The organism is Halomonas sp. MCCC 1A11062 (genome assembly GCF_021404355.1).
GTDB classification, from domain to species: Bacteria; Pseudomonadota; Gammaproteobacteria; order Pseudomonadales; family Halomonadaceae; genus Halomonas; species Halomonas aerodenitrificans.
This window is the reverse complement of sequence record NZ_JABFTW010000006.1, coordinates 89,082-112,192: the sequence shown is the minus strand read 5'-3', so window position 1 is coordinate 112,192 and position 23,111 is coordinate 89,082. Positions and strand designations below refer to the sequence as shown.

Here is a 23,111-nt window from a genome sequence, read left to right as displayed (position 1 = left end):
GGGGTACGGGTCATTCACCGGTGAAGACGGCTCGACGTTTGCCATGGAAGGCCTCGACACCCTCGCGGAAGTCGCTGGAGGTTCGCAGCCGGCTGTAGCAGTGGCCTTCCATTTCGATGGCCACCGACAGCGGAGCATCCTCGTTGTCGTTGATCAGGCGCTTGGCGGTGCGCTGAGCGAGCGGTGAAAAGCCGCGCAGTTCGTCCACCAAGGCCTGGGTAGCGCTCTCCAGCTGGTCATCGGGCACGCACTCGCTGGCGATACCCCACGCCAGCGCCTGTGCACCGCCGATGCGCTTGGCACGCATCACCATGTGCTTGGTCCGGGCGATGCCGATGATCTTCTGCAGGCGGGCAGAGCCTCCGGACCCCGGGATTTGCCCCAATTTCTGCTCCGGCAGAGCATAGAGAGTCGTCTCGGAGGCGATGCGGAAATCGCAGGCCAATGACAGCTCGAAGCCGACGCCGAAGGTATAGCCACGGTTGACGGCGATCACCGGCTTCGAGCAACGCGCCGGGGCAGCCACGTTGTCGGCGAGTTTCGAGACATGTTCGGGTGAGGCCTCGAGGAACCCCTTGATGTCGCCACCACTGGAGAAGTGTTCGCCCTCGGCACGCAGCACGATGACGCGCACGCCGTCATGGGCGTCCAGCGCCTCGAACACGCGACGCAGCTCGTCGCGTTGGGGCATCGAGATCACGTTGAGCGGCGGACGGTCGAGGATGATGTCGGCACGCTCGGCCTCGGCATCGACCTGGACCCTGAAACCGTCGAAGTCGCTGGCCAGAATGGTGTTCACGTCGGTACTGGTCATGTCATGGTTCCTTTATCGGTTCGGTTGTTCGGTTGTCAGTGAGGTCGTGTGCTGGGGCTTCCCTGTTCGCGCAGCACGCGGCGCAGGATCTTGCCCACGGGGGACTTGGGAATCTCGTCGACGAAGACGTAGCGCCGCGGGCGCTTGAAGCGGGCCAGGCCGGAATCGACGCAGTGCCGATCGAGTGCGCCCTCGTCGAGGGCCTGTCGGGCCTTGACGAAGGCGGTGACCACCTCGCCCCACTGCTCATCGGCCAGCCCCACCACCACGACCTCTTCCACCTGGGGGTGCACCGAGAGCACATTCTCGATCTCCACCGGGCTGACGTTCTCGCCACCGGTGATGATCAGGTCGTCGACACGGCCGGTGACGAACAGGTCGCCGTCGGCGTCGAAGTAGCCGGTATCGCTGGTGAAGTACCAGCCCTCCTTGAGCGCCTTGCGGTCGGCATCGGGGCGGTGCCAGTAGCCCTGGAAGGCCTCGTCGCCGGCCATGTCGGCGATGATCTCGCCCTCTTCCCCCACGCCCAGGATCTCGTCCGGCGACTCGGCGCCCACCCTGACCACCCGGATGCGTTGGTTGAGCGCAGGCCGACCCGATGAGCCCGGCTTGTCACTGGCCCGTTGGTCGATGGTGAAGGTATAGATCTCGGAGCTGCCGTAGTGGTTGACGAACAGGCTGGGCTGGAAGGCCTCCTGAACCCGGGCCATCAGCCCCGCACTCATCGGCGCGCCGGCGAAGCCCAGCTTGTCGACGCCGGCTACCCGCGGCGGTGAGAACTCGGGGTGCTCGATGAGCATGTGGTAGAGGGTCGGCACCAGGTAGAGGTTGGTGACGCCCTCACGCTCAATGGCGTCCAGCGTCGCCGCGGGATCGAACTTCGGCACGCAGACGAAGTGGCCGTCGATCAGTGCCATCGACAGCAGCGAGCGCACGCCCATGGTGTGATAGAGCGGCATCACGCCGAGGGTGCACTCGTCGTGGCGATAGAGGTTCTGTGCCACATGGGCCAGCGCTGCGGCACGCTCGGCGCGATGCAGGCGTGGCACACCCTTGGGCTTGCCGCTGGTACCCGAGGTGTAGAGCATCAACGAGACATCCTCGGCGTCGGCACGCAATACCAGCTCACCGTCCACACCGAGCAGGGCGTCGAAGTCATGGGCACCGATGTCCTCGACCCCTCCGGCAGTGATGCGTGGTAGCCGCTGTGCCTCGGGACAGCCGTTCACCGCTTCGGTCACCGAATCGTCATAGGCGAGCGCCTTGACCTCGGCATCCTCGATGCAGTAACTCAGATCCCGGGCCGTGGATCGCCAGTTGAGGGGGGTGACCACGATCCCGGCGAATTGGCAGGCCCAGTGCAGGGTCGCCATCTGCCAGCGGTTCTGCATCACCACCAGCAGACGGTCCCCCTTGGCCAGGCCCATCGCTTCGAGGCTCCTGGCCACGCTCTGGATATCGGCGAACCATTCGGCATAGGTCTTGCGTAGCTCGCCATCGGAAATGGCAATCGCCCGGGGGCGACGCTCCACCGAGGCAAGAAAACTGCGACCAAGATCAAACATCGTTGTTCTCCTGTTGACTGTCAGGCACGGTCGCCTCGCGGCGCGTCCGGGCCACGTCGAGTACCGCCTGGACCATGCCGGTATAGCCGGTGCAACGGCACAGATGACCCGACAACATGTCGCGCACCTGGGCCTCGCTGGGGTCGGCCACACGGTCCAGGAACTCCTCGCAGGACATCAGAATGCCTGCGGTGCAGAAGCCGCACTGCAGGGCGTGATGACGCCGGAAAGCCTGTTGCAGATCGGAAAGGCCCTCCTCTCCTGCCAGCGACTCGACGGTGTCGAGCCGCCGACCCTCGGCCTGTACCGCGAGCATCAGGCAGCTGCGGCTGGCACGACCGTCGACGCGCACCGTGCAGGCACCGCACACGCCATGCTCACAGCCCACGTGCGTGCCGGTGGCCCCCAGCTCGTGGCGCAGGAAGTCACACAGCTGGGTGCGGGGCTCGGCGTAGCCGCTGCGCTCGCGACCATTGAGGGTCAGGGTCACGCGAATGCGCTGGTCAGCCCTGGCGTGCATGGGCGTTCTCCTCGTCTCTTGGCCCGCCGGCGATCAACTCCCGGCCGAGCTCGCGGATCAACTGGCGGCGATAGGCCGCCGTGGCATGGGCATCATCCTCGGCGCCCAAGGACCAGGCGAGGGCGTTAAGGGCCTCGCTCGGGTCAGCGTGGCGGGCGAGTTCGCGACTCACTGGGCGGTCGGCGACGCCACCCACGCCGAGAGTGACGCGGTTGCTGTCGACCACCGCCGCCAGCGCGACAATGGCGAAGTCACCGTGGCGCATGGCCACTTCGCGGAATCGGTACTCCGCGCCCGGCCTCGCCAGGGGAAAGCGCACTTCGGTGATCAGCTCGTCCTGACGGCGGTCGGTAGTCAGTACCCCCTGGAAGAAGTCCTCCGCCATGACCCGGCGCGACTTGCCGCGGCGGTTCTCGAGTACCACCTGCCCTCCCAGGGTGGCCAGACACAGCGGCAGCTCGGCGCTGGGATCGGCATGCGCGATCGAACCGCATACCGTGCCGCGGTTACGGGTCTGCCAATGGCCAATCCAGGGCATCGCCAGGGCCAGCAACGGGACCGCCTCGGCGAGACCGGGATACTGCAGCAATTCGGCTTGGGTCACCCCGGCACCCACCGCCAGGTGATCGTCACGCCGCTCGATGTAGTGCAGATCCTCTATACCGGCGATATCGAGCAGGTGCTTGGGCTGGGCCAGGCGCATGTTGAGCACCGCCATCAGCGACTGCCCACCCGCGATCAGTCGCGCCTCATCTCCATGTTCGTGAAGCAACTCACAGGCCTCGCGACGGCTGCTCGGCCGCCAGTAATCGAATGCAGCAGGTTTCATGAGCGACCTCCCCGGCCGGCGAACAGGCCCTTGAGGCGCTGCCACAGTGACAGCCGTGGTGCGGCGCCGCCCATGCGCTGGGCCAGGCGCGCAAAAATCTGGCCGATGATCATCCGCGAGGCGCTTTGCAGCATGCGCCCGCCCACCGAGGCGACCTTGCCGCCCACGGCGGCGTCGTAGTCGTAGTCGAGTCGCGTCTGGCCGCCCTCGACCTCGGTCAGCCGAATTTGCGCACTGCCCTCCGCCGAGCCCATGGCACTGGTGCCGGCCCCGGAAAGCCGCAGACCGTGCGGGGGGTCGAGGTCGGAGAGTGCCACCTGCGCATCGAAGCGCGCGCGGATCATCCCCACGCCGACGGTGACATCGGCTCGGTAGGCGTTCTCGCCGGTAAGCTCCAGGGCATGGCAGCCAGGGATGATCGCCTGCAGGGTCTCGGGATCGAGCAGGGTGTCGAAGACCGCCTGGGGGCTGCCCGGCAGCGTCACCGAGTCGCTGGCGGTGAGCCGCGAGCCGCCACCTGCTGCGGGAGCCGTCTGATCCTCGCCCACTCCCTGGGGCCGCGCAGGTTCCTCGATGCCGATCAGCGTGCGCACCTTGGACGGCGTCAGCGGCAACTCGATGTCCGCGATGCCCAAGGCGTCGGCCACGGCATTGGCGATGCACACCGGGGTGCTCATGTTGTTGCCCTCACCCACCCCCTTGGCACCCAGCGGGGTGAACGGCGACGGCGTCTCCCTGTGCAGGATCAGTGGTTCAGGCACCTCGACGCTGGTCGGTACCAGATAGTCGGCGAAGGTGCCGGACTGGAAGCTGCCATCGTCGCCGTAGGTAAATTCCTCCATCAGTGCCGCACCGAGCCCCTGGGCGAAGGCCCCACGCACCTGTCCATCGACCAGATCGGGATTGAGCAGGCGGCCAGCATCATGCAGGGTGACATAGCGGTCGAGTCTCACCTGGCCGGTGATGCGGTCGACCTCCACCCCGCAGTAGTCGAAGATGAAGCCGTAGCAGAGCGAGCTGTTGATACGATCGTCCTCGTCCGGCGCCTCGAGCTGAGGCGGCGACCAGAACGCCGTCTCGCGCAACCCGCCCGGCTCGTCCTCGGGCAGTGTGCCCGGCGCCCAGTGGGTGGCGCCGGCCAGGCGGCCAAAGGGCATCGACAGCTCACTGTCGTTCACTATCACCTGCCCCTCGGCGAAGCGGATGCGACTGGCCTCCACCTGCCACCGAGCGGCGGCGATACCGGCTAGGCGATCGCGCACCTTCACCGCCGCCTGGTAGACCGCCCCGGCCACGGCGCCTGAGAAGCGGCTGGAGTAGTTGCCCGAGGCGATCGACCAGGCGTCCTTACCGGTATCGAGCTCGACATTGACGCTGATCGACTCAAGCGGCACCCCGAGCACCTCGGCGATCACCTGGGCGACCACCGTGCGATGCCCTTGCCCTTGCGGCGTCGACGAGACATGAGCGCTGACGTCGCCTAGCGGACCGACGCTGATCGTGGCGGTGCTCACCGCCCCGTTCTTGGGGCCGGCCTTACGCCGCTCCTCGGGCGTCATGGCGGTGGTGATATAGCCCATGTTGGAGATCGAGGGTTCCACCGCCACGGTGTAGCCGATGCCGTAGAGCCGTCCCTCGCGGCGGGCTGTCTCACGATGCGCCAGCAGTTCCTCCAACCCACCTTCGTGAATGCCCTGTTCCACAGCGGCGGGATAGTCACCAGAGTCGAGCAATGCTCCGGCAGCGGCCCGATAGGGAAAGCTGCCGGTCGGCACCAGGTTGCGACGGATCACCTCGAGAGGATCGAGGTCGAGTTCCACGGCGATGCGCTGCATCAACCGCTCGAGGGCGAAATAGATTTGAGGCCCGCCGAAGCCGCGGTTGAGTCCAGTGGGCGTCTTGTTGGTCAGCGCGACGCGGTTGCGCACGACAAGATGCCGGATCGCATAGGCACCGGTCAGGTTGCCGTGCATGCGGTAGAAAGTGGCCGGTTCCGGCGCACGCAGGTAAGCGCCGCAGTCGTCGACCTGATCCCAGTACAGGGCGGTGACACGCCCATCGCGGGTCACTGCAGCCTCTATCTCGGTCATCCGATTGGTAGCCGAGGAAGCCCCCTGAAGGTGCTCGAGGCGATCCTCCACCCATTTCACCGGAGCGCCGGCCTTGCGGGCGGCCAACCCCATCATCACCACATAGGGAAAGACCCCCTGCTTGATGCCGAAGCTGCCACCGGAGTCCGGCGGGGTACGCAGCCGAAAGCGGTTGCCGGGTACCTTGAGGGCACGAGCCATCACCGTATGCAGCGCATAGGGGCCCTGGAAGTTGGCGAGTACATCGTAGCTGGCACTGGCTGGGTCATACTCGGCGAGCACCACGTAGCACTCCATCGGCGTACAGGAGCTGCGCGGCACGCGCACCTTGAGCGCGACGCGATGCTCGGCCTCGGCGAAGGCCTGCTCGGGGTCGCCATAGCGAAAGTGGCGCTCGCTGACCACATTGCTGCCGACTGCCTCATGGAGCAGCGGGGCGTCGGCTGCGATGGCCGCCTCGGTATCCACCGCGACGGGCAGCGTCTGGTAGTCGACGCGGATGGCGTCGAGGGCGTCCTCGGCGAGGTAGCGACTCTCGGCCATCACCACGGCGAGCGGTTCGCCGACGTAGCGCACCTTGTCGACGGCCAGACACCAGTGCTCCATGGGCTGGCGCACGCCGACCGGAAAGGGCCGCGCCCAGCGCTTGACGTCCTCGCCGGTCAGGACGGCATGCACGCCAGGCATGGCCAGCGCCGGCGAGGCGTCCAGGCCGACCAGCCGGGCATGGGCATGGGGTGAACGCAGCACGGCGGCATGCAGGGTGCCTGGCGCCACCGCCAGGTCGTCGGCATAGCGACCACGCCCCTGCAGCAGGGCATCGTCCTCGATGCGCGGCTGCCGGCGGCCAATTTGGCCCGACTGCCCCTCCCGCAAGGCTGGCTCGAAAGCGTTCATTCACTCCTCCGCGATGGCCGTGTCGGAATCGGTTGCCATCTGGAGAGAAGTCTATGGAGTCGCTCGCCGATCGGCCTTGCTCGGCGGGATGGAGTTTGGCCCCATCATCGGCACTTTTACCCGAGAGTCTGAATTGCAACTAAAGGATAAGGAGCCGTCGCCAGTGCACACACACGGCTTTCGAACGCAGGAAGGCGGCCCTTGGGCCGCCTTCCTGTCACGATGCTGGAGTCCCTCGTCAGCAGTGGCTCAGTCGAACTCGACGCCGATACGACGCCCCACCTCTTCGTAGGCCTCGATCACACCGCCGAGGCCCTGACGGAAACGGTCCTTGTCCATCTTGTTGCGGGTCTCGGCGTCCCACAGGCGGCAGCCGTCCGGCGAGAACTCGTCGCCCAGCACGATCTGGCCCTTGAACAGCCCGAACTCCAGCTTGTAGTCCACCAGCAGCAGGCCGCCGTCGGCGAACAGCTGCTTGAGCACCTCGTTGACCTTGAAGGTCAGCGACTTCATCTCGGCGAGCTGTGCGGGCGTGGCCCAGCCGAAGGTCTCGGCCAGCGACTCGTTGATCATCGGGTCGTGCAGCGCGTCGTTCTTGAGGAACAGCTCGAAGGTGGGCGGCGTGAGTTCGCGCCCCTCTTCCACGCCGAGGCGCTTGACCAGGCCGCCGGCGGCGATGTTGCGCACCACGCACTCCACCGGAATCATCTCGAGCTTCTTGACCAGGCTCTCGGTGTCGGAGAGACGCTTCTCGAAGTGGGTGGGAATGCCCGCCGCGGCCAGCTTCTCCATGATGAAGGCGTTGAAGCGGTTGTTGACCATGCCCTTGCGTGCCAGCGACTCCATGCGCTCGCCGTCGAAGGCGCTGGTGTCGTCACGGAAATGCAAGACGAGCAGATCGGGGTCGTCGGTGGCGTACACCGATTTGGCCTTGCCGGCGTAGAGTTCTTGACGCTTTTCCATGGGGGTCTCCAGAAGGTGAAGGCAATGACCTTAGCGTGGCAATTCAGCGGATCGCCTGCCACTGCAGCCCGCTGTCCTGGGCGGCAATCGTCAGGCGTGATGCATCGCCGTCGAGCAGCGGCGTGAGTGCCTCGAGAGCCAGCTCGGGGCGGTTGTTGTGTTCGGACAGATGCGAGCAGACGATGCGCTGCAGGCGATCGAGCCCCAAATGCTGCAGCAGCGCCGCGGCCTGGATGTTGGCCAGATGCCCCCAGTTGCCGCCCACGCGCCGCTTGAGCTGCGGCGGATAAGGGCCGATCTCGAGCATGTGGCGATCGTGGTTGCACTCGAGAATGAGGGCATCGCAACCACGGAATGCCTCGATGACGTGCTCGCTGGGATGGCCCAGATCGGTCAATACACCCAGATGGCAGCCACGGGATTCGAAGCGAAACTGCACCGGCTCACGGGCGTCGTGGGGCACCGTGATCGGGTCGATCACCAGGCTCTTCACGGCAAAGCGCGCCTGCGGCGTGATCCAGTGGCGCTGGGGCACCTCGCCGAGACGCCCGGAGAGCCAGGTACCCGGCGTGAGGTAGACCGGCACCCCATGGCGGCGTGCCAGCGGCCCTACGCCGCGCAGGTGGTCGCCGTGCTCATGAGTGACCAGCACCGCATCGAGCTGGCGCGGATGCACACCAAGACGTGCCAGCCGGCGCTCGGTCTCGCGCAGGCCGAAACCGCAATCCACCAGCACCGAGGTCTCGCCGTCGCTGACCAGGGTCGCGTTGCCCTTGCTGCCGCTGCCGAGCGAGGCAAAGCTGAGCTTGCCAGCGCTCGACAACGGCGTATCGCCCTTGCCTTGCGGCATCAGCGCAGCAGGCCCGACACCCGCTCGAGCAGCTCACGGGCGTCCTCTTCGTTGAAGCGTCGCTCGCTCTCGTTGACGGCCCGCAGGGTGGTGCGTTCGGGACCTTCGGCCTCGAGCACAAGGCGGATCTCCTGGGGCATCTGGCGCACGTCGGGACTCAAGGCGATCTGCAGGAAGCCACGACCACGCTCCGAGACGGTCATGTAGTTGACCAGGAAGTCGTGCTGCTGCGGGTTCTGCTCGAGCAGCTCGCGCCGCCCCTCGACGGCAAAGTCGGCTTGCAACTGGTGGTTCAGTTCAGCCCAGACGCGGTCGACGTCGAGCGGAATGCGCACCACCCACTCTCCGCTGGAAAGCTGCTCCAGTCTCAGGCGGTCTTCGCTGGCGATCTGCTGGCCGGCCAGGGAGGCGGCGCTGGCAGTAGCGCTACGGGCACTGAAGTGCTGTTCCAGCGCATCCAGACAGGCGGCCACCGGACGGCCGTTCAGGTCGCAGCGCACTTCGCTGTCACCGGCGCGCAGCCCTTGACGTACGCTCAGGCGGCCCTGGGCGGTTTCCAGTACGCCGCGCGCATCGTCGCTCGCCTGCACCTGCAGCCCGCGAGCGCGGGTGAAGTCCTGCAGCTGCGGCCACACCATGCCCGGGTCGGCCGCCACCACCAGCCACTGGTCGGTACCGATTTCACGCCGCTCGACGAAATCGCGCTCCACCGCGCCGCCAGAAGCCAGGCGCGTGGGGCTGGGGGCGCGGAAACGATCGTCGCTGGGGCGCAAGCTGCCCTGCGCTTGCGGCACCGGCATGGCGTCGCGATAGCGCTGTTCGTTACGCCCTTCGGGCAATACCAGAGGCGCGCTGCGCTGGGCGCTCACGTAGTCGATGTTGCGGTCGTCGTAGAAGCCTTCGCGGGCGCAGCCGGCCGTGGCCAGGGCGGCCACGGCCACCAGCGGCATCCATTTCAGCGCAGAATTCATGCAGTCACCTTGCAGTCAGGTTCTCAGGGCGGCGGGGCTTCCCACTCGCCTCAATCGTCGATCACGCCGGCCAGTTGCAGGGCCTCGTCCACCGTCGCATGGTATTTGCCGGACAGCCAGGTGAGCGGCAAACGAATGCCCTGGTCGATCAGCCCCATGCGGTGCAGCGCCCATTTGACCGGTATCGGATTGGACTCGATGCCCAGGTTGGTATGCAGCGGCATCAGTCGTGTGTTGATCTGGTGCGCACGGTCGGCATCGCCGGCCACCGCCGCCACGCACAGCTCATGCATGGCCTTGGGCGCCACGTTGGCAGTGACCGAGATGTCACCGTTGCCGCCCATCAGCATGAACTCGCAGGCGGTGCTGTCGTCGCCGGAGTAGAGCATGAAACCGCTGCCCTTGAGCCGTGAAATGAGATCCTCGGCGCGCTCAAGGTTACCGGTGGCGTCCTTGAGGCCGATGATGTTGTCGACCTCGGCCAGGCGCATCACGGTCTCGTTGTAGAGATCGGAACAGGTGCGGCCGGGCACGTTGTAGAGAATCACCGGCAGGCGGCTGCCCTCCGCCACGGCCTTGAAGTGGCGATAGAGCCCTTCCTGGGTTGGCTTGTTGTAGTAGGGGCATACCGAGAGGCAGTAATCGGCACCCACTTCGCTGGCATAGCGAGCCAGCTCGACGGCCTCGGAAGTGGCGTTGGCCCCGGTGCCGGCGATCACCGGAATGCGACCGTCGACCTCTTCCACCACGGCGCGAATCACGTCGAAGTGCTCGGCGAACGACATGGTAGTGGGCTCACCGGTGGTGCCGGCTGCCACGATGCCATCGGTACCGTTCTCCAGGTGGAAGTTCACCAAGCGGCGCAACGCCTCCCAGTCGATGTCGCCATTGGCCTTCATCGGCGTCGCCAGGGCGACGATACTGCCAGTGATCATCCTCTCGTTCCTCTACGCAATAGCACGCAATAGCGCTCTGCCGCACCCACGACCATGGCTCGACACGGCCGCGAGCAAAGGGTAAATGGTACTCAGGCCGCACAGGCCTGTACAGCACGCCGACGGGCTCTTTGACAGCGAACGCCGACCTGCGTGTAATGAAACGCTTTCAAACGACCACAGGAGGCGTCATGACGCTTGCCATCGGACAGCCCGTTCCCGACTTCACTGCCACCGCCACCGGCGACACCACCCTCTCCCTCAGCCAGTTCAAGGGGCGTCAGGTCGTGATCTTCTTCTACCCCAAGGCCAGCACGCCCGGCTGTACCACCGAGGGCGGCGACTTTCGCGACCGCAAGGCCGACTTCGATGCCGTCGACACGGTCATCCTCGGCATTTCCCGGGATGGCATTCGCGCCCAGGAGAATTTCAAGACCAAGCAGGCCTTCAACTTCGAGCTGATTTCCGACAAGGACGAGGAAGTCTGCAAGCTGTTCGACGTCATCAAGCTGAAAAAGCTCTACGGCAAGGAGCATCTCGGCATCGAACGCAGCACCTTCCTGATCGATGCCGAAGGCAAGCTCGCCCGCGAGTGGCGCGGCGTCAAGGTCAATGGGCACGCTCAGGAAGTGCTGGAAGCCGCCCGGGAACTCCACGCCAGCAAGTGAGACAGCGCAAGGGGCGTTTTGCTCCGCCCGGCCGGTGGCCGGGCGGACATTGGCCCATCACTCCTCGGCGGATTGCTCCAGCTCCACCGACTGCTGTGAGTCGTGGTATTGCCGGATGCCCCTTGGCCAGGCATACACCAGCGCCTTGAGCAGCGTCGCCAGCGGAATGGCAAAGAAGATGCCCCAGAAGCCCCAGATACCACCGAAGAACAGCACGGCCACGATGATCGACACCGGATGCAGGTTGACCGCCTCGGAGAACAGGATCGGCACCAGCACGTTGCCGTCCAGCGCCTGGATCACGCCGTAGGCGATCAGCACATAGAGGAACTGCTCGCTCATGCCGAAATGGAACCCCGCCACGGCGGCGACCGGCAAGGTGGCCACGGCGGCACCGATATAGGGCACCAGCACCGAGATCCCTACCAGCACGGCCAGCAGTGCCGAATAGGGCAGGCCGAAGAAGGCGAAGGTAAAGAACGACACCGTGCCGACGATGATGATCTCGACGAACTTGCCGCGTACGTAGTTGGCGATCTGGGTATCCATCTCCTGCCAGATGCGCGTCATCAGCGTACGCTGCTGCGGCAGCAGCGAGAGCGTGAAGTCGACCAGTTGCTCGCGATCCTTGAGCAGGAAGAACACCAGAATCGGCACCAGTACCAGGTAGATGATCAGCGCCAGCACGTTGCCCAGCGAGGCCAGCGAAAGCGTCAGGGCACGCTGACCGAACTGGGTCAGCTCACGCCCCGCCACCGCGATCCACTCCTGCACCTGATCCGGCGTGACCAGGGTGGGATAACGCTCCTGAACGTCATCGAGCCAGCGCTGCCCGCTGGCCACGATACGTGGCGTCTCCTGCACCAGCCCCACGAGCTGGTTCCATATCAACGGCATCAGGATGAACGCCAGGGCCAGCAATACCCCGATGAAGGCCAGGAAGATCAGCGTCACGGCCAGCAGATGGGGCACGCCTTGTCGGGTCAGGGCATTGACCCCGCCCTGCAGCAGAAAGGCGATCACCAGCGCCGTGAGGAAGGGCGCCAGCATGCGGCCGAACAGGATCACCACGGCGAAGCCGAGCACCAGCAGGACCAACAGGATCACCGCTTCCTCGTCCGAGAAGTAGTGCTCGATCCAGCCCTTGAACACCTCACGCAAGGTCATGAAGCGAGCTCCTCGCCCTTGCGCAGCCAGTAGTGGTAAACCTCGCCGCGCTCTTCGCGCTGCAACAGTTCATGAATACTGTTGTCGGCAAAGGTCTCGAAGTCGCGCCAGGAGCCGGCATCGGTCGCCATGATCTCGAGCACCTGGCCGGGCTTCAGCCGGGCCAGCGCCTGCTTCGCCTTGAGCAGAGGCAGCGGACAAGGTAGGCCGCAGGCATCGAGTACATCATCAGGTTGCACAGCCATGTCGTCTCCCGGGAAAATGCCGATGGTTCACGCTGCCTTGCAGGAAAGCGTAAAACCCTTGAGATTTAAAGGCACTTTGCAGGCCGAATCAATGTCGGAGAGAAACCGACCGACGCTTCGAACGAGACTGGCACATGCTGCGCAAGACCCGAACCTGCCTGACCGCTGGCGCTGCCGCCCTGACGCTGGCCTTGACCCTGGGCGCTCCTGCCACTGCTACGGACGACTATGGTCTACCCAGCCTGACCGGCACCAGCCAGGCCATGACCGGCGAGGAGTTTCGCCTGGGTCGCGCCTGGCTGCGCCAGTTCCATGCCCGGGCGCCTATCTGGCAAGACCCCATCGCCCAGGAATACGTGGAAACACTGCTGGGCCGGCTGATGCCCCACAGCGGCCTGTCCGATACTCGCTCGGTGGTGGTACTGGTGGACAGCCGGACGCTCAATGCCTTCGCCGTGCCGGGCGGGGTGATCGGCGTCAATGCCGGCCTGTTCGCCTTCGCCGATGAGGAGGATGCAGTCGCCTCGGTGCTGGCCCACGAGCTGGGCCACCTGTCGCAGCGTCACTATGCCCGCGGCCAGGCCCGCGCCGAGCAGACCCAACTGCCAGCCATGGCCGCGATGCTGGCCGGCATGCTGATCGCTGCCAGCGGCGGCGGCGATGCCGGCATCGCTGCCGCCATGGGCTCTCAGGCCGCCTTCATTCAAGATCAATTGGCCTACTCGCGGCGCTTCGAGCAGGAGGCCGACCGCCTCGGCCTGCAGACCATGGCTCAGGCCGGCTTCGACCCCGAAGCCATGGTCAGGATGTTCCGCGCCATGCAGCGTCAGGTGAGCCTGCAAGGCGGCAATCCGCCGGAGTTCCTGCTCACCCACCCGCTGACCGAATCGCGTATCAGCGACGCCGAAGCCCGCGCCTCGCAGCTCGAGGCCATCCGCCCTCGCGAGGGCGACCCGAGCTACCACCTGGTGCGCGCCAGGGCTCTGCTGGCGGTGAATCAGCGCGATCCGCAGCAGGCGGCGACCCGCCTGGCCCAGGGCGACGCCCCCCAAGCTGTGCGGCGCTACCTGGACGCACTGATCGCCGCCCACAACGGTCAGACCGATACCGCCCTCAGCCAGCTCGATGCCATCGCCCGGGAGTTGCCCGACCTGGCCATCATCCCTGCCAGCGCCGCCGACGTGGCCTTCCAGGCCGGTCGCTACGAAGACGCCATCGAGCGCAGCCGACGCATCCTGCGACTGATGCCGGGCCACATGCCGGCCACCCGCACCCTGGGCGAGGCGCTGCTGCAGCATGACCCCAACGAAGCCTATCGCATCCTGCGCGACCTCTCCGAGCGTCGCTCCGAGGATCCGCAGGTCTTCGCCCTGCTTGCCGAAGCCGCCGGGCGTAGCGGACGTGAGGCCTGGGGGCATCTGGCCCGGGCCGAGCACATGCAGCTCACCGGCGACATCCAGCGCGCCATTCGCCAGCTCGACGTGGCGCGTCAGGTTGCCGAGCAAAGCGGCGACAGCAACGCCCTGGCGCGCATCGAGCAGCGGCGCGAGGCCTTTGTTGGTTACCGCGAAACAATGGAAAAATTCAGGTAAGGAGACACTGCACAAGTGCCTGCGCGAGCGAATCGCTGCGTTGCGCGGTGCTCGGAATCCTCACATATACCCCATATGCTCCGGCTCCTGTGCTCCGTGCGCCTTGCGCTTCATCTCGCTCGGCGGTTGTTCAGCGCTCCTTACGCCAAGGCCCGCGCTGGTGCGCGGGCCTCGAGGTCGTAAGGCAGGAAGCGGCGTGTCTTTTTACTTCTGGAAGTTGAGCATGCGCTCCAGCGGCTTGAGCGCGGCCCGGCGCAGCTCGGCGTCGACGAAGATCTCGCCGCTGCCCTCGCGCAGGGCGCCGGCCAGGTTGTCGAGCGCGTTCATCGCCATCCACGGGCAGTGGGCGCAGCTCTTGCAGGTCGCGCCGTTGCCGGCGGTGGGCGCCTCGAACAGGGTCTTCTCGGGCACCATCTGCTGCATCTTGAAGAAGATGCCGCGGTCGGTGGCCACGATCAGCTTGTCGTTCGGCAGCTCTTTGGCCGCTTTGATCAGCTGCGAGGTCGAACCGGCCACGTCGGCCAGCGCCACCACCGAAGCCGGCGACTCCGGGTGTACCAGCACGGCGGCTTCGGGGTAGAGGGCCTTGAGGTCCTCGATACCCTTGGCCTTGAACTCCTCGTGGACGATACAGGCACCGTCCCACAGCAGCATGTCGGCACCGGTCTTCTGCTGGATGTAGCCACCCAGGTGCTTGTCCGGTGCCCACAGGATCTTCTCGCCGCGCGCCTGCAGATGCTCGATGACGTCCACTGCGATGGAGGAGGTCACCACCCAGTCGGCACGTGCCTTCACCGCCGCCGAGGTGTTGGCATAGACCACCACGGTACGATCGGGGTGCTGGTCGCAGAAGGCGCTGAACTCGTCGGCCGGGCAGCCGATGTCGAGCGAGCAGGTCGCTTCCAGGGTGGGCATCAGCACACGCTTCTCGGGCGACAGGATCTTGGCTGTCTCGCCCATGAAACGCACACCGGCCACCACCAGGGTGTCGGCGTCGTGACGCGCGCCGAAGCGGGCCATCTCCAGCGAGTCGGCCACGCAGCCGCCGGTCTCCTCGGCCAGCTGCTGAATCGCATCGTCGGTATAGTAATGAGCGACGAGCACCGCGTTGTGCAGCTCGAGCAGGCGCTTGATCTCGTCGATACGGGCCTCGTCCTCGGCCGGAATACGGGTCGGACAGTAGGCGCGGGCGAGGTGTTCACGCACCTCGATTCGGGAAGTCATGATCGTCATCGTGTCTACCACCGTGACTGGCAGGGGCTCCCCCTGCGTGTACCGGGTGCACCGTGAACCGTACGCTCCGTACGGGCGATGCGCCTGAGGCTGTCGTCGGCGTCTCTCGCCATCGCAGCCCATCCTATTATTCTACACCACCTCTTGGCCTACATCACACTATCGAGGGTAGAGCCATGACAAAAACGCCCCCGACTCGAAGAGCCGGGGGCGTGGAATCTGGTGGGTCGTGTAGGATTCGAACCTACGACCAATTGGTTAAAAGCCAACTGCTCTACCAACTGAGCTAACGACCCAGCACTTGCAAACAAGCTTCCAGGTCCGGAATGGTGGGTCGTGTAGGATTCGAACCTACGACCAATTGGTTAAAAGCCAACTGCTCTACCAACTGAGCTAACGACCCTTCCGAACGGGTGCAGATATTACTGATCACACCCTTCACTGGCAAGGACTTTTTTGACTTTAGGCGAGCATGCCCGCGCCGGGAAAGCGCGGGCATGCTCTCATGCAAGGCCTAACGCCCTTTGGGGCTCTTGGTGCTCTTGGGCTTACGCATCGCCTGCACCGGGCGCCGCTTGTTCTTGTCGCGGCTCCAGCGGTTCTTCTCATCCGGGGTGAGCTCGGGCACCTTGCGCGGTTCCATGCCGGCGGAGAGCGCCAGGTCGTCGATCTCGTCCTGGGACAGCTCAACCCACTCCCCCGCCTTGGCCCGCTTGTCGAGGAAGATGTTGCCGTAGCGCACCCGCTTGAGCCGGCTCACCGTCAGTCCCTGGGACTCCCACAGCCGCCGCACCTCACGGTTGCGCCCTTCCGTGATCACCACGTGGAACCAGGTATTGATACCTTCGCCGCCGAACTCCTGGACGTCGGTGAAACGCGCCGGCCCGTCTTCGAGCATCACGCCCTCGACCATGGCCACCACGTGCTCCTTGCGCACCTCCCCCATCACGCGCACGGCGTACTCGCGCTCGACCTGGGTGCTGGGATGCATCAGCCGGTTGGCCAACTCGCCGTCGGTGGTGAACAGCAGCAGGCCGCTGGTGTTGATGTCGAGACGGCCGATGGCGATCCAGCGCTCGCCCTTCAGGCGCGGCAGGCGTTCGAACACCGTGCGGCGGCCTTCCGGATCCTTGCGCGTGCACAGCTCGCCTTCCGGCTTGTTGTACATGATCACGCGGCGCGGCGTCTCCTCGGCCCCGCGCAGGGTCACCGGGCGGTCGTCGAAGCTGACGCGGTCGCGCATCTCGATGCGGTCGCCGAGAGTGGCGACCTTGCCGTTGACCTTGACGCGACCGGCCTCAATGGCCGCTTCCATCTCGCGGCGCGAGCCCAGTCCGGCGCGGGCCAGAACCTTCTGCAGTTTTTCCGTGTTGCTCGTCATTCTGACTTCTCGTCTACGGTGGATTCCGCCCCCGCTCCGCCGTCATCGTCGACGCTGGTGCGGGCACGTTCGGCCAGGCGCGCTTCGAGATCGGCGAAGCTCAGTCCCGGCCTGTCGGACGCCTTCCCGGCGTGTGTTTCGTCGGCCATCCCGGCCGTCGTTGGGTCAAGCGTAGCCTCTGCGGCGATACGCTCGTCCATGGGTTCGTCGTCGAACGCCTCGTCGTCGAACGAATCGTCTTCGATGTCGTCGAGCGTAACGTCCTCGGTTTCATCCTCGTCACCGCTCGCCGCCTCGCCGGCCTGCTCCAGCAGGGGGCTGGGCGGTGGCGGCGCCTCGTCCTCGAACAGCGGCTCGGCCATGCCCTTGAGTTCATGCATGGGCGGCAGCTCGTCCAGGGTCTTGAGACCGAAGTCGTCGAGGAACTGCCGCGTGGTGGCGTAAACCGCCGGCCGCCCGGGCACGTCACGCTGTCCGACCACGCGAATCCAGCCGCGTTCGGCCAGGGTGCGCATGATCGAACTACTCACCGCCACACCGCGCACCTCCTCGATATCGCCGCGGGTCACCGGCTGACGATAGGCGATCAGCGCCAGAGTCTCCAGCAGCGCCCGGGAATAGCGCTGCGGGCGCTCATCCCACAGCCGCGACACCCAGGGCGAAAGCCGTGGACGAATGCGCAACTGGTAGCCAGAAGCGGTTTCGATCAGCTCGAGCGCCCCCCGCTCGTGGCGCAGCCCCACCCGCTCGAGCGCCTCGCGCAGGCTGCGCCGCTGAGGCCGCTCATGGTCGTCGAACAGACCCTCGAGCCGCTCCAGCGACAGCGGCTCGGCCGCTGCCAGCAGTGCCGCCTCGAGAATTTCATCGAGGCTGTCGGGCAGCTCCATGGCGGTCATGAGCAGTCATCTCCCCGGGACATGCTCTCCTCCCTTTCGGCGCCTGACTCTTCAAAACCGGGCTCCTCAAAATCGGGCCCTTCGGCACAGGGACTCTCGACAAAAGGACTTTCGGCAAAGGGACTTTCGACGTCGGCCCCATCGTCGTCAAAGGCCGCTTCCTCGCTGTACTCCCGCGGCGCCCGGGCGCGCACGTGGATCGGCGACAGCGGCGCATTCTGCACGATCTCGATCATTGCTTCCTTGGCCAGCTCGAGTATGGCCATGAAGGTGACGATCACCCCCGCGCGCCCCTCCTCCAGCGTGAACAGTGCCTCGAAGGGGGTGTAGTGTTCGTGGTTCAGGCGATCCATGATGGCCAACATGCGCTCCCGGGTCGAGAGCACTTCGCGCCCCACCTGGTGAGCCTGGTTGAGCTCGGCACGACGCAGGATGCCGGCCAGCGCACCGAGCAGCTCGTCGAGCTCCACCTCGGGATGGATCACCCGGGCCTGCAATGGCGGCAGCGCCGCCCGCGCCGGGAACCAGTCGCGCCCCACCCGCGGCAGCTCGGCCAGCGCCTCGGCAGCACTCTTGAGCTGCTCGTATTCCTGCAGGCGGCGGATCAATTCGGCGCGGGGGTCCTCCTCCGCCTCGTCGCCCCCCTCTTTCGGGGGGCGCGGCAGCAAGGTGCGCGACTTGATTTCGGCCAGCATCGCCGCCATCAGCAGGTACTCCCCTGCCAGTTCGATCTCCATCGCCTTCATCAGCTCCACGTACTCGATGTACTGGCGCGTGATGGCTGCCACGTCGATGGCCAGGATATCCAGATTTTGGCGGCGAATGAGATAGAGCAACAGGTCGAGCGGCCCCTCGAACGCTTCGAGGAAGATGCGCAGCGCCTCCGGCGGGATGTAGAGATCCTCGGGAAGCTCGGTGATCGGCTCGTCGAACAGCCGCGCCATCACCGCCGACTGGGTCTCGGCGTCGCTCGCGGCCGGCTGCTCGGCAACAGCCGTGGGGGGCGTCTCGCTCACGCGGGGGCTGGCCTCTCGGCTGGGCTGGTCTGAAGGTCGATCACTCAGTCTAGCAAGAGTGCAGGATCAGGGTAAGCCCGGCTCGGCCTGGGCACAGGCCACCAGCGTTGCCCCACCGGACAGCCCCAGCGCCGCGACTTCCCCTCGGATGTGGGCACCGGCGAGGCACTCGAGACGCTCGGCCGCCAGGCTCCCCTCGACGCGAGCCCGCGACAGCAGCGTGAGCTTGTCCCCGGCCTTGACCACGCCCGCCACCTGCCCATCGACGCTGACCTCGCGACCTTCCAAGTGTGAGGATACCCTGCCGCTCATCGTCACCATGACATGATGGTCCTGGGCGATGACGGCGCCCTCTATGCTGCCCTTGATCACGACCGGCTCGCGAGCGATAAGATTGCCCAGCACACGAGTTGCCATGCCGATGCGGCTGCCCTCTTCAACATGCGGCACGACCGTTCTCCGCACCTCGGCCCTGACCGCCCCGTCCGTCGGTTCGCTCACCGGTACAGCCGCCTGCTGGTTTGCCTGAACAACCGGCAGGGGCGCTGCGAGCTCCGTCGACGAGCCGGCGTCCGCTGCACGGCGCCGGCCCTTGCGCCGTCTGCCATCCCAGACGATCAGCGTCATGGCGGCCACGCCGAGAAAGATGAACCATGTCTGAATGCCCATGCCCTTCTCCATACCTTGGAGCTTTCTTATAGATCCCCGCCCGCGGGGACGGTAGCGAAAAATACCCCTTGGATCCCGCCCAGCTCCACGCTTTGCCGACACCGAAAGCGAGGTAGGCTCGTTCGACCCATGTTCGATCAGCCCCCATGCCCGCCAAGGGCTCGGTACGACGACGAACGAGAATCGGTCGAGTATAGGGGAAATACCGAACCCAGGGGCAGCGTGATTCACGGCGCCGGGTATCGAGACTCTCACCTCCAGGAGGTTTGCGTGTTCCACAAGACAAAGACTCGTCAACCGGAAGCCGTCGCGGCGGACGTCGTCGCCTCCGCCAGCGGCCAATCTCTCTCAGCTCGGCAGGAGACCTCGACGACACGCTCCAGCGTGTCGGTCATCGGTAGCCACACCCGCGTGCACGGCGACATCGATGCCGATGAGGATCTGACCGTGGCGGGATACGTGCAGGGAACCATCACCTGCAAGCAGAACACCGTCACCCTGGGGAGCGGTAGTTGCGTCAACGGTGACGTTTACGCCCACACGCTGCACGTTTCAGGCGAAGTCGAGGGCAACCTCGTGGCGTCGCATCGCGCCACGGTTCACAAGGGCGCCAGTGTCAGAGGCATGATCGTCGCGCCATGCCTGATGCTCGAAGACGGCAGCACCTTCCAGGGCAGTATCGACATGGATCCCGAGCACGAGCTGCTCAAGAGAGCATTCGGCGAGCCCGCCGCCAGCCGACAGCCTCGCTCCACCCCATCGCTCAAGATCGATGAAGGCGGCGCAGCGGCAAGCGTCGCCGATGAGCCCTACAGCGCCCCGGAGCTGGCGGACGATGCCCGGCAGGCGGAAAGCTCGACCTGATCGCGCCTTCCGCGGCGTGAGTGCCGGCCTCACTCCACCTCCTCGGCCTTGCGATAGCGCCCGGTATAGTCGAACAGCTTTTCGCGCACCTGCCAGTGGCGCCCCACCTTGCGCCCCACCACGAAATCGGGATGGCGCAGGCGCCGACGCTCGGCGATGACCTCCTCGGCGCTCAGCGGCTGCCAGCGCGTGCCTGGCGCACGCAGGTGATGGCGCAGGAACACCGCAGCGAAGGCGGCGCGCTGAGCCCGGGTTTCCAGGGCGAACCACTCGCTCAGGCTCGTCCCGTCCTCGTCGTGGTAGGTGACCTTGAGCCGCGGCAACCCGCGGCCGTTGACGGTGGCCTCGAGCTGCATGCCGGCCACCCGCAGCACCCGGGCATCCCTGAGGCGCAGCGCCTCCTTGAGCTTGTCGTCGGCGTCGACCAGCAGGGTCTGGCAGCCGTGGCAGCGCCGCGCGGCAATGTCGTTCTCGGCACCACACTCGCCGCACACCTTGAAGCGGAAGCGAAACGAGCACTGATACTGTTTACAGGCGCCCGAAGCCGCGCCCTGCTTTCTATCGGCGCCCGAAGCCGCGCCATGCTTTCTATCAGCGCCATCCGCTGTCGTTGCTGTTTTTTCGCGTTCAACGAGCCCCTGACAGCGCCGCCCGAAGTGCTCGATGACGATCTCGCCCTCCTTGCGGCCCCAGAACAGGTTGGCGTGGCCGCAGGCGGGGCATTCGACCTGTACCGGCTCGGTGTCCGAGGCCGGGCGCGGGCTGCCCACTTCCGGCGCGTAGAGATCCCACGGGTTGCCGGCGTAATCGAGGATCAGACAGTCGCGCTTGCCAGGGGCTAGGCGCAGGCCGCGACCGACGATCTGCTGGTAGAGACTCACCGACTCGGTGGGCCGCAGAATGGCGATCAGATCGACATGTGGCGCGTCGAAGCCGGTGGTGAGCACCGCCACGTTGACCAGGTACTTGAGCTCACGGGCCTTGAAGGCGGCGATGATGCGCTCGCGCTCCCGCAATGGCGTTTCGCCGGTGATCAGCGCTGCCTCGGCGGCCGGCAGATAGCCAAGCACCTCCTCGGCATGGGCCACGCTGGCGGCGAACAGCATCACGCCCTGACGGCTGCGGGCACGCTCGACGATTTCGGCGACGATACCCGGCGTGGCGCGATTGCCCGCCGCCACCCGGTTGAGCTCCTCTTCCCGGAACAAACCGCCCGCCCCCGGCACCAGCGCGGAAAAGTCGTAGCGCTCGACGGCGGCATCCACGCGCCTGGGTTCGGCCAGATAGCCCTGCTTGACCATCAGCCGCAGCGGCTGCTCGAACACGCAGTCGCGAAAGAAGCAGTCGTCGTCACCCCGCACCATGCCGTGGTGGTGACGGTAATAGATGAAGCCTTGGCCCAGGCGATAGGGCGTGGCAGTGAGGCCCAGCACCTTGAGCCGCGGATTGGCCTGCCTGAGCGCTTCGATCACGCGACGATAGCTGGCGTCCTTGTCCGGCGCGACGCGGTGGCACTCATCGATCACCAGCAGAGTGAAATTACTGTCGTCGAACAACCCCAGGTTGCGCACTACCGACTGTACCGAACCGAACACCACCTGGCGGGTGCTCTCCTTGCGCCCCAGGCCGGCACTGAAGATGTCCGCCTCGTGGCCATAGGCCAGGTACTTGGCATGGTTCTGCTCCACCAGCTCGCGCACGTGGGCCAGCACCAGCACCCGCCCGCGGGCGAGCCGCGCCAGCTCGGCGATGACCAGCGACTTGCCGCTGCCGGTGGGTAGCACCACCACCGCCGGCTCGTCGCTGGTACGGAAATGGGTCACCACGCGGCGCACCGCCTCCTGCTGGTAGGGGCGCAGCGAAGGGGCGGCAGTGTCAGGTGGAGTGGCGGTTGTCACGTGCTCAGGTCAGGTGAAGCGCGGCTCGCGGCCGGCCATCCTGGCCGCCACCGCTTCCAGTTGCTCCTCGCCGCCGAGCAGGCCGCGCTGCAGGCTGGCCTCCAGCGCCAGGCGCTCGCGCTCTGACATGGCGGGGGCGCGGATGAAGAGCTCTCGCGCTGCAGCCACCGCTCTGGGCGAGCGCGCCGCCACCGCCGTGGCGATGTCTCGCGCGGTACGCCGCGGGTCATCGGCCAGACGCGTGGCGAGACCCAGCGCAACGGCTTCCTCAGCGCTCACCTTGCGCCCGGTCCAGGCCAGCTCTCGCAGCACGTCGCTACGAATCGTCTCGCCTGTCACGCTGATGCCCATATCGGGAATGATGCCCCAGACGATCTCCAGCAGTGCCAGCCGGGCCTCGGGATGCACCACGCGAACATCGGCGGCCAGGGCGATCTGCAGCCCGCCGCCGTAGACGTGTCCTTGCAGTGCAGCGATCACCGGCACGCCGGCATCGCGCCAACCCAGCGCCAGACGCTGTACCGGATTGATGCCGTGCTCATCGGGTGCCAGCAGCGAGGGCAGCCGTTCGGGACGAGACATGATGGTGGCCATGTCGAGCCCGGCGCAGAAGCTCTCCCCCTCGCCCTGCAGCACGACGGCGCGCAGCCCCTCGAGTTCGGCCAGGTACTGCTGCGCCGCCAGCAGGGCGTCGATCATCGCCCAATCGAGGCCGTTGTGCTCACGGGGTCGCACCAACGTCACCTCGGCGACATGATCCTGAAATTCCAGCGTCACCCGCTCATGAAAGACTTCTCTGGTCATGCCTCGCAGCCTCTTGTCGTTGGTCCCGGCAGTCTGGCGCGACGGCTACAGTTGTCAAACCTTCGTTTCATTTTTCTTCGATGGATTCTTCCGTAGTTCGACTATAGTGAAAACTCAGTGCCGTGTCGGACGAGACCACCCAAGGGCGATGGGGATACGGGTGGTTCGCGTCACACCGGTGGATGGAATCACTGGTTCTTCAGACCTAAACGTCGCGAAACTTGATGAAGGTCATGCAAACTGG

General features: G+C 65.9%; 21 protein-coding genes and 2 tRNA genes. 3 read left to right on the top strand and 20 right to left on the bottom strand.

Annotated features, from left to right (window positions below; translation table 11 throughout):
• Positions 1-10 precede the first annotated feature (10 nt).
• From HOP58_RS08530 to dapA, 9 genes are all read right to left on the bottom strand, one after another.
• Positions 11-814 carry an enoyl-CoA hydratase-related protein gene (locus tag HOP58_RS08530; RefSeq protein ID WP_234252699.1) on the bottom strand — a complete coding sequence of 268 codons (804 nt, stop codon included), beginning with the start codon at positions 812-814 and terminating at the stop codon, positions 11-13.
• Positions 815-849: 35 nt separating this feature from the next.
• Complete coding sequence (locus HOP58_RS08525) at positions 850-2,379, bottom strand: AMP-binding protein (protein WP_234260099.1); 1,530 nt, start codon at positions 2,377-2,379, stop codon at positions 850-852.
• Positions 2,372-2,899 (bottom strand): (2Fe-2S)-binding protein, encoded by a 528-nt coding sequence (locus HOP58_RS08520; RefSeq protein ID WP_095621648.1) that lies wholly within the window; start codon positions 2,897-2,899, stop codon positions 2,372-2,374. Before HOP58_RS08520 ends, HOP58_RS08525 begins: the two co-directional genes overlap by 8 nt.
• Positions 2,883-3,728: an FAD binding domain-containing protein gene (locus HOP58_RS08515; RefSeq protein ID WP_234252696.1), complete on the bottom strand. Its 846-nt coding sequence runs from the start codon at positions 3,726-3,728 to the stop codon at positions 2,883-2,885. The genes HOP58_RS08520 and HOP58_RS08515 overlap by 17 nt, the downstream gene beginning before the upstream one ends.
• Positions 3,725-6,715 carry a molybdopterin cofactor-binding domain-containing protein gene (locus HOP58_RS08510; protein ID WP_234260098.1) on the bottom strand — a complete coding sequence of 997 codons (2,991 nt, stop codon included), beginning with the start codon at positions 6,713-6,715 and terminating at the stop codon, positions 3,725-3,727. Before HOP58_RS08510 ends, HOP58_RS08515 begins: the two co-directional genes overlap by 4 nt.
• 249 nt (positions 6,716-6,964) lie before the next feature.
• Entirely contained in the window at positions 6,965-7,678 is a 714-nt protein-coding gene (gene purC / locus HOP58_RS08505; RefSeq protein ID WP_191224820.1) for a phosphoribosylaminoimidazolesuccinocarboxamide synthase, read from the bottom strand.
• Positions 7,679-7,721: 43 nt separating this feature from the next.
• A complete protein-coding gene (locus HOP58_RS08500) occupies positions 7,722-8,528 on the bottom strand; it encodes an MBL fold metallo-hydrolase (RefSeq protein WP_234260097.1) in 807 nt (268 codons plus the stop codon).
• Positions 8,528-9,499, bottom strand: coding sequence for a hypothetical protein (locus HOP58_RS08495; protein WP_026038272.1), 972 nt, complete (start codon positions 9,497-9,499; stop codon positions 8,528-8,530). The genes HOP58_RS08500 and HOP58_RS08495 overlap by 1 nt, the downstream gene beginning before the upstream one ends.
• Before the next feature lie 50 nt (positions 9,500-9,549).
• On the bottom strand, positions 9,550-10,434 hold the full coding sequence (dapA, locus tag HOP58_RS08490; RefSeq protein WP_010629732.1) for a 4-hydroxy-tetrahydrodipicolinate synthase: 885 nt from the start codon (positions 10,432-10,434) through the stop codon (positions 9,550-9,552).
• A 191-nt stretch (positions 10,435-10,625) separates the two neighbouring features.
• Between dapA and HOP58_RS08485 the strand changes: the two genes are divergently transcribed.
• Entirely contained in the window at positions 10,626-11,102 is a 477-nt protein-coding gene (locus HOP58_RS08485) for a peroxiredoxin (RefSeq protein ID WP_010629733.1), read from the top strand.
• A 57-nt stretch (positions 11,103-11,159) separates the two neighbouring features.
• Here HOP58_RS08485 and HOP58_RS08480 read toward each other — a convergent pair whose 3' ends face one another.
• Both HOP58_RS08480 and HOP58_RS08475 read right to left on the bottom strand, forming a co-directional pair.
• The gene (locus HOP58_RS08480; protein ID WP_010629734.1) at positions 11,160-12,269 is read right to left on the bottom strand and encodes an AI-2E family transporter; all 1,110 of its coding nucleotides are present in this window, start codon (positions 12,267-12,269) and stop codon (positions 11,160-11,162) included.
• A complete protein-coding gene (locus HOP58_RS08475) occupies positions 12,266-12,514 on the bottom strand; it encodes a sulfurtransferase TusA family protein (protein ID WP_010629735.1) in 249 nt (82 codons plus the stop codon). The genes HOP58_RS08480 and HOP58_RS08475 overlap by 4 nt, the downstream gene beginning before the upstream one ends.
• A gap of 134 nt (positions 12,515-12,648) precedes the next feature.
• Here HOP58_RS08475 and HOP58_RS08470 point away from each other — a divergent pair, with 134 nt between their 5' ends.
• Positions 12,649-14,106: a M48 family metalloprotease gene (locus tag HOP58_RS08470; protein ID WP_234252692.1), complete on the top strand. Its 1,458-nt coding sequence runs from the start codon at positions 12,649-12,651 to the stop codon at positions 14,104-14,106.
• Between the two features lie 204 nt (positions 14,107-14,310).
• Here HOP58_RS08470 and nadA read toward each other — a convergent pair whose 3' ends face one another.
• The 7 genes from nadA to HOP58_RS08435 all read right to left on the bottom strand — a co-directional run bounded on the left by nadA (position 14,311) and on the right by HOP58_RS08435 (position 19,301).
• Positions 14,311-15,330: a quinolinate synthase NadA gene (gene nadA, locus HOP58_RS08465; protein ID WP_010629737.1), complete on the bottom strand. Its 1,020-nt coding sequence runs from the start codon at positions 15,328-15,330 to the stop codon at positions 14,311-14,313.
• A 229-nt stretch (positions 15,331-15,559) separates the two neighbouring features.
• Positions 15,560-15,635, bottom strand: a tRNA-Lys gene (locus HOP58_RS08460).
• A 31-nt stretch (positions 15,636-15,666) separates the two neighbouring features.
• Positions 15,667-15,742, bottom strand: a tRNA-Lys gene (locus tag HOP58_RS08455).
• 111 nt (positions 15,743-15,853) lie between these two features.
• Positions 15,854-16,720, bottom strand: a complete 867-nt coding sequence (gene rluB, locus HOP58_RS08450; RefSeq protein WP_010629738.1) for a 23S rRNA pseudouridine(2605) synthase RluB — start codon at positions 16,718-16,720, stop codon at positions 15,854-15,856.
• Positions 16,717-17,616 (bottom strand): SMC-Scp complex subunit ScpB, encoded by a 900-nt coding sequence (gene scpB, locus HOP58_RS08445; RefSeq protein WP_234252691.1) that lies wholly within the window; start codon positions 17,614-17,616, stop codon positions 16,717-16,719. The genes rluB and scpB overlap by 4 nt, the downstream gene beginning before the upstream one ends.
• Complete coding sequence (locus tag HOP58_RS08440; protein ID WP_234260096.1) at positions 17,613-18,632, bottom strand: ScpA family protein; 1,020 nt, start codon at positions 18,630-18,632, stop codon at positions 17,613-17,615. Before HOP58_RS08440 ends, scpB begins: the two co-directional genes overlap by 4 nt.
• Positions 18,633-18,698: 66 nt before the next feature.
• A complete protein-coding gene (locus tag HOP58_RS08435) occupies positions 18,699-19,301 on the bottom strand; it encodes a polymer-forming cytoskeletal protein (RefSeq protein WP_234252689.1) in 603 nt (200 codons plus the stop codon).
• A 270-nt stretch (positions 19,302-19,571) separates the two neighbouring features.
• Between HOP58_RS08435 and HOP58_RS08430 the strand changes: the two genes are divergently transcribed.
• On the top strand, positions 19,572-20,165 hold the full coding sequence (locus HOP58_RS08430) for a polymer-forming cytoskeletal protein (protein WP_234252688.1): 594 nt from the start codon (positions 19,572-19,574) through the stop codon (positions 20,163-20,165).
• A gap of 29 nt (positions 20,166-20,194) precedes the next feature.
• Here HOP58_RS08430 and HOP58_RS08425 read toward each other — a convergent pair whose 3' ends face one another.
• Positions 20,195-22,063, bottom strand: coding sequence for a DEAD/DEAH box helicase (locus HOP58_RS08425; RefSeq protein ID WP_338073318.1), 1,869 nt, complete (start codon positions 22,061-22,063; stop codon positions 20,195-20,197).
• 9 nt (positions 22,064-22,072) lie between these two features.
• Positions 22,073-22,867 carry a crotonase/enoyl-CoA hydratase family protein gene (locus HOP58_RS08420; protein ID WP_234252687.1) on the bottom strand — a complete coding sequence of 265 codons (795 nt, stop codon included), beginning with the start codon at positions 22,865-22,867 and terminating at the stop codon, positions 22,073-22,075.
• Positions 22,868-23,111: the final 244 nt, after the last annotated feature.

Bases quoted from the DNA above. Each gene is read 5' to 3' on its own strand.
- HOP58_RS08420 (WP_234252687.1), bottom strand. From the start codon at position 22,867: ATGACCAGAGAAGTCTTTCATGAGCGGGTGACGCTGGAATTTCAGGAT.
- HOP58_RS08470 (WP_234252692.1), top strand. From the start codon at position 12,649: ATGCTGCGCAAGACCCGAACCTGCCTGACCGCTGGCGCTGCCGCCCTG.
- HOP58_RS08480 (WP_010629734.1), bottom strand. From the start codon at position 12,269: ATGACCTTGCGTGAGGTGTTCAAGGGCTGGATCGAGCACTACTTCTCG.
- scpB (WP_234252691.1), bottom strand. From the start codon at position 17,616: ATGACCGCCATGGAGCTGCCCGACAGCCTCGATGAAATTCTCGAGGCG.
- HOP58_RS08475 (WP_010629735.1), bottom strand. From the start codon at position 12,514: ATGGCTGTGCAACCTGATGATGTACTCGATGCCTGCGGCCTACCTTGT.
- nadA (WP_010629737.1), bottom strand. From the start codon at position 15,330: ATGACTTCCCGAATCGAGGTGCGTGAACACCTCGCCCGCGCCTACTGT.
- purC (WP_191224820.1), bottom strand. From the start codon at position 7,678: ATGGAAAAGCGTCAAGAACTCTACGCCGGCAAGGCCAAATCGGTGTAC.
- HOP58_RS08435 (WP_234252689.1), bottom strand. From the start codon at position 19,301: ATGGGCATTCAGACATGGTTCATCTTTCTCGGCGTGGCCGCCATGACG.
- HOP58_RS08495 (WP_026038272.1), bottom strand. From the start codon at position 9,499: ATGAATTCTGCGCTGAAATGGATGCCGCTGGTGGCCGTGGCCGCCCTG.
- dapA (WP_010629732.1), bottom strand. From the start codon at position 10,434: ATGATCACTGGCAGTATCGTCGCCCTGGCGACGCCGATGAAGGCCAAT.
- rluB (WP_010629738.1), bottom strand. From the start codon at position 16,720: ATGACGAGCAACACGGAAAAACTGCAGAAGGTTCTGGCCCGCGCCGGA.
- HOP58_RS08515 (WP_234252696.1), bottom strand. From the start codon at position 3,728: ATGAAACCTGCTGCATTCGATTACTGGCGGCCGAGCAGCCGTCGCGAG.
- HOP58_RS08530 (WP_234252699.1), bottom strand. From the start codon at position 814: ATGACCAGTACCGACGTGAACACCATTCTGGCCAGCGACTTCGACGGT.
- HOP58_RS08520 (WP_095621648.1), bottom strand. From the start codon at position 2,899: ATGCACGCCAGGGCTGACCAGCGCATTCGCGTGACCCTGACCCTCAAT.
- HOP58_RS08525 (WP_234260099.1), bottom strand. From the start codon at position 2,379: ATGTTTGATCTTGGTCGCAGTTTTCTTGCCTCGGTGGAGCGTCGCCCC.
- HOP58_RS08500 (WP_234260097.1), bottom strand. From the start codon at position 8,528: ATGCCGCAAGGCAAGGGCGATACGCCGTTGTCGAGCGCTGGCAAGCTC.
- HOP58_RS08485 (WP_010629733.1), top strand. From the start codon at position 10,626: ATGACGCTTGCCATCGGACAGCCCGTTCCCGACTTCACTGCCACCGCC.
- HOP58_RS08510 (WP_234260098.1), bottom strand. From the start codon at position 6,715: ATGAACGCTTTCGAGCCAGCCTTGCGGGAGGGGCAGTCGGGCCAAATT.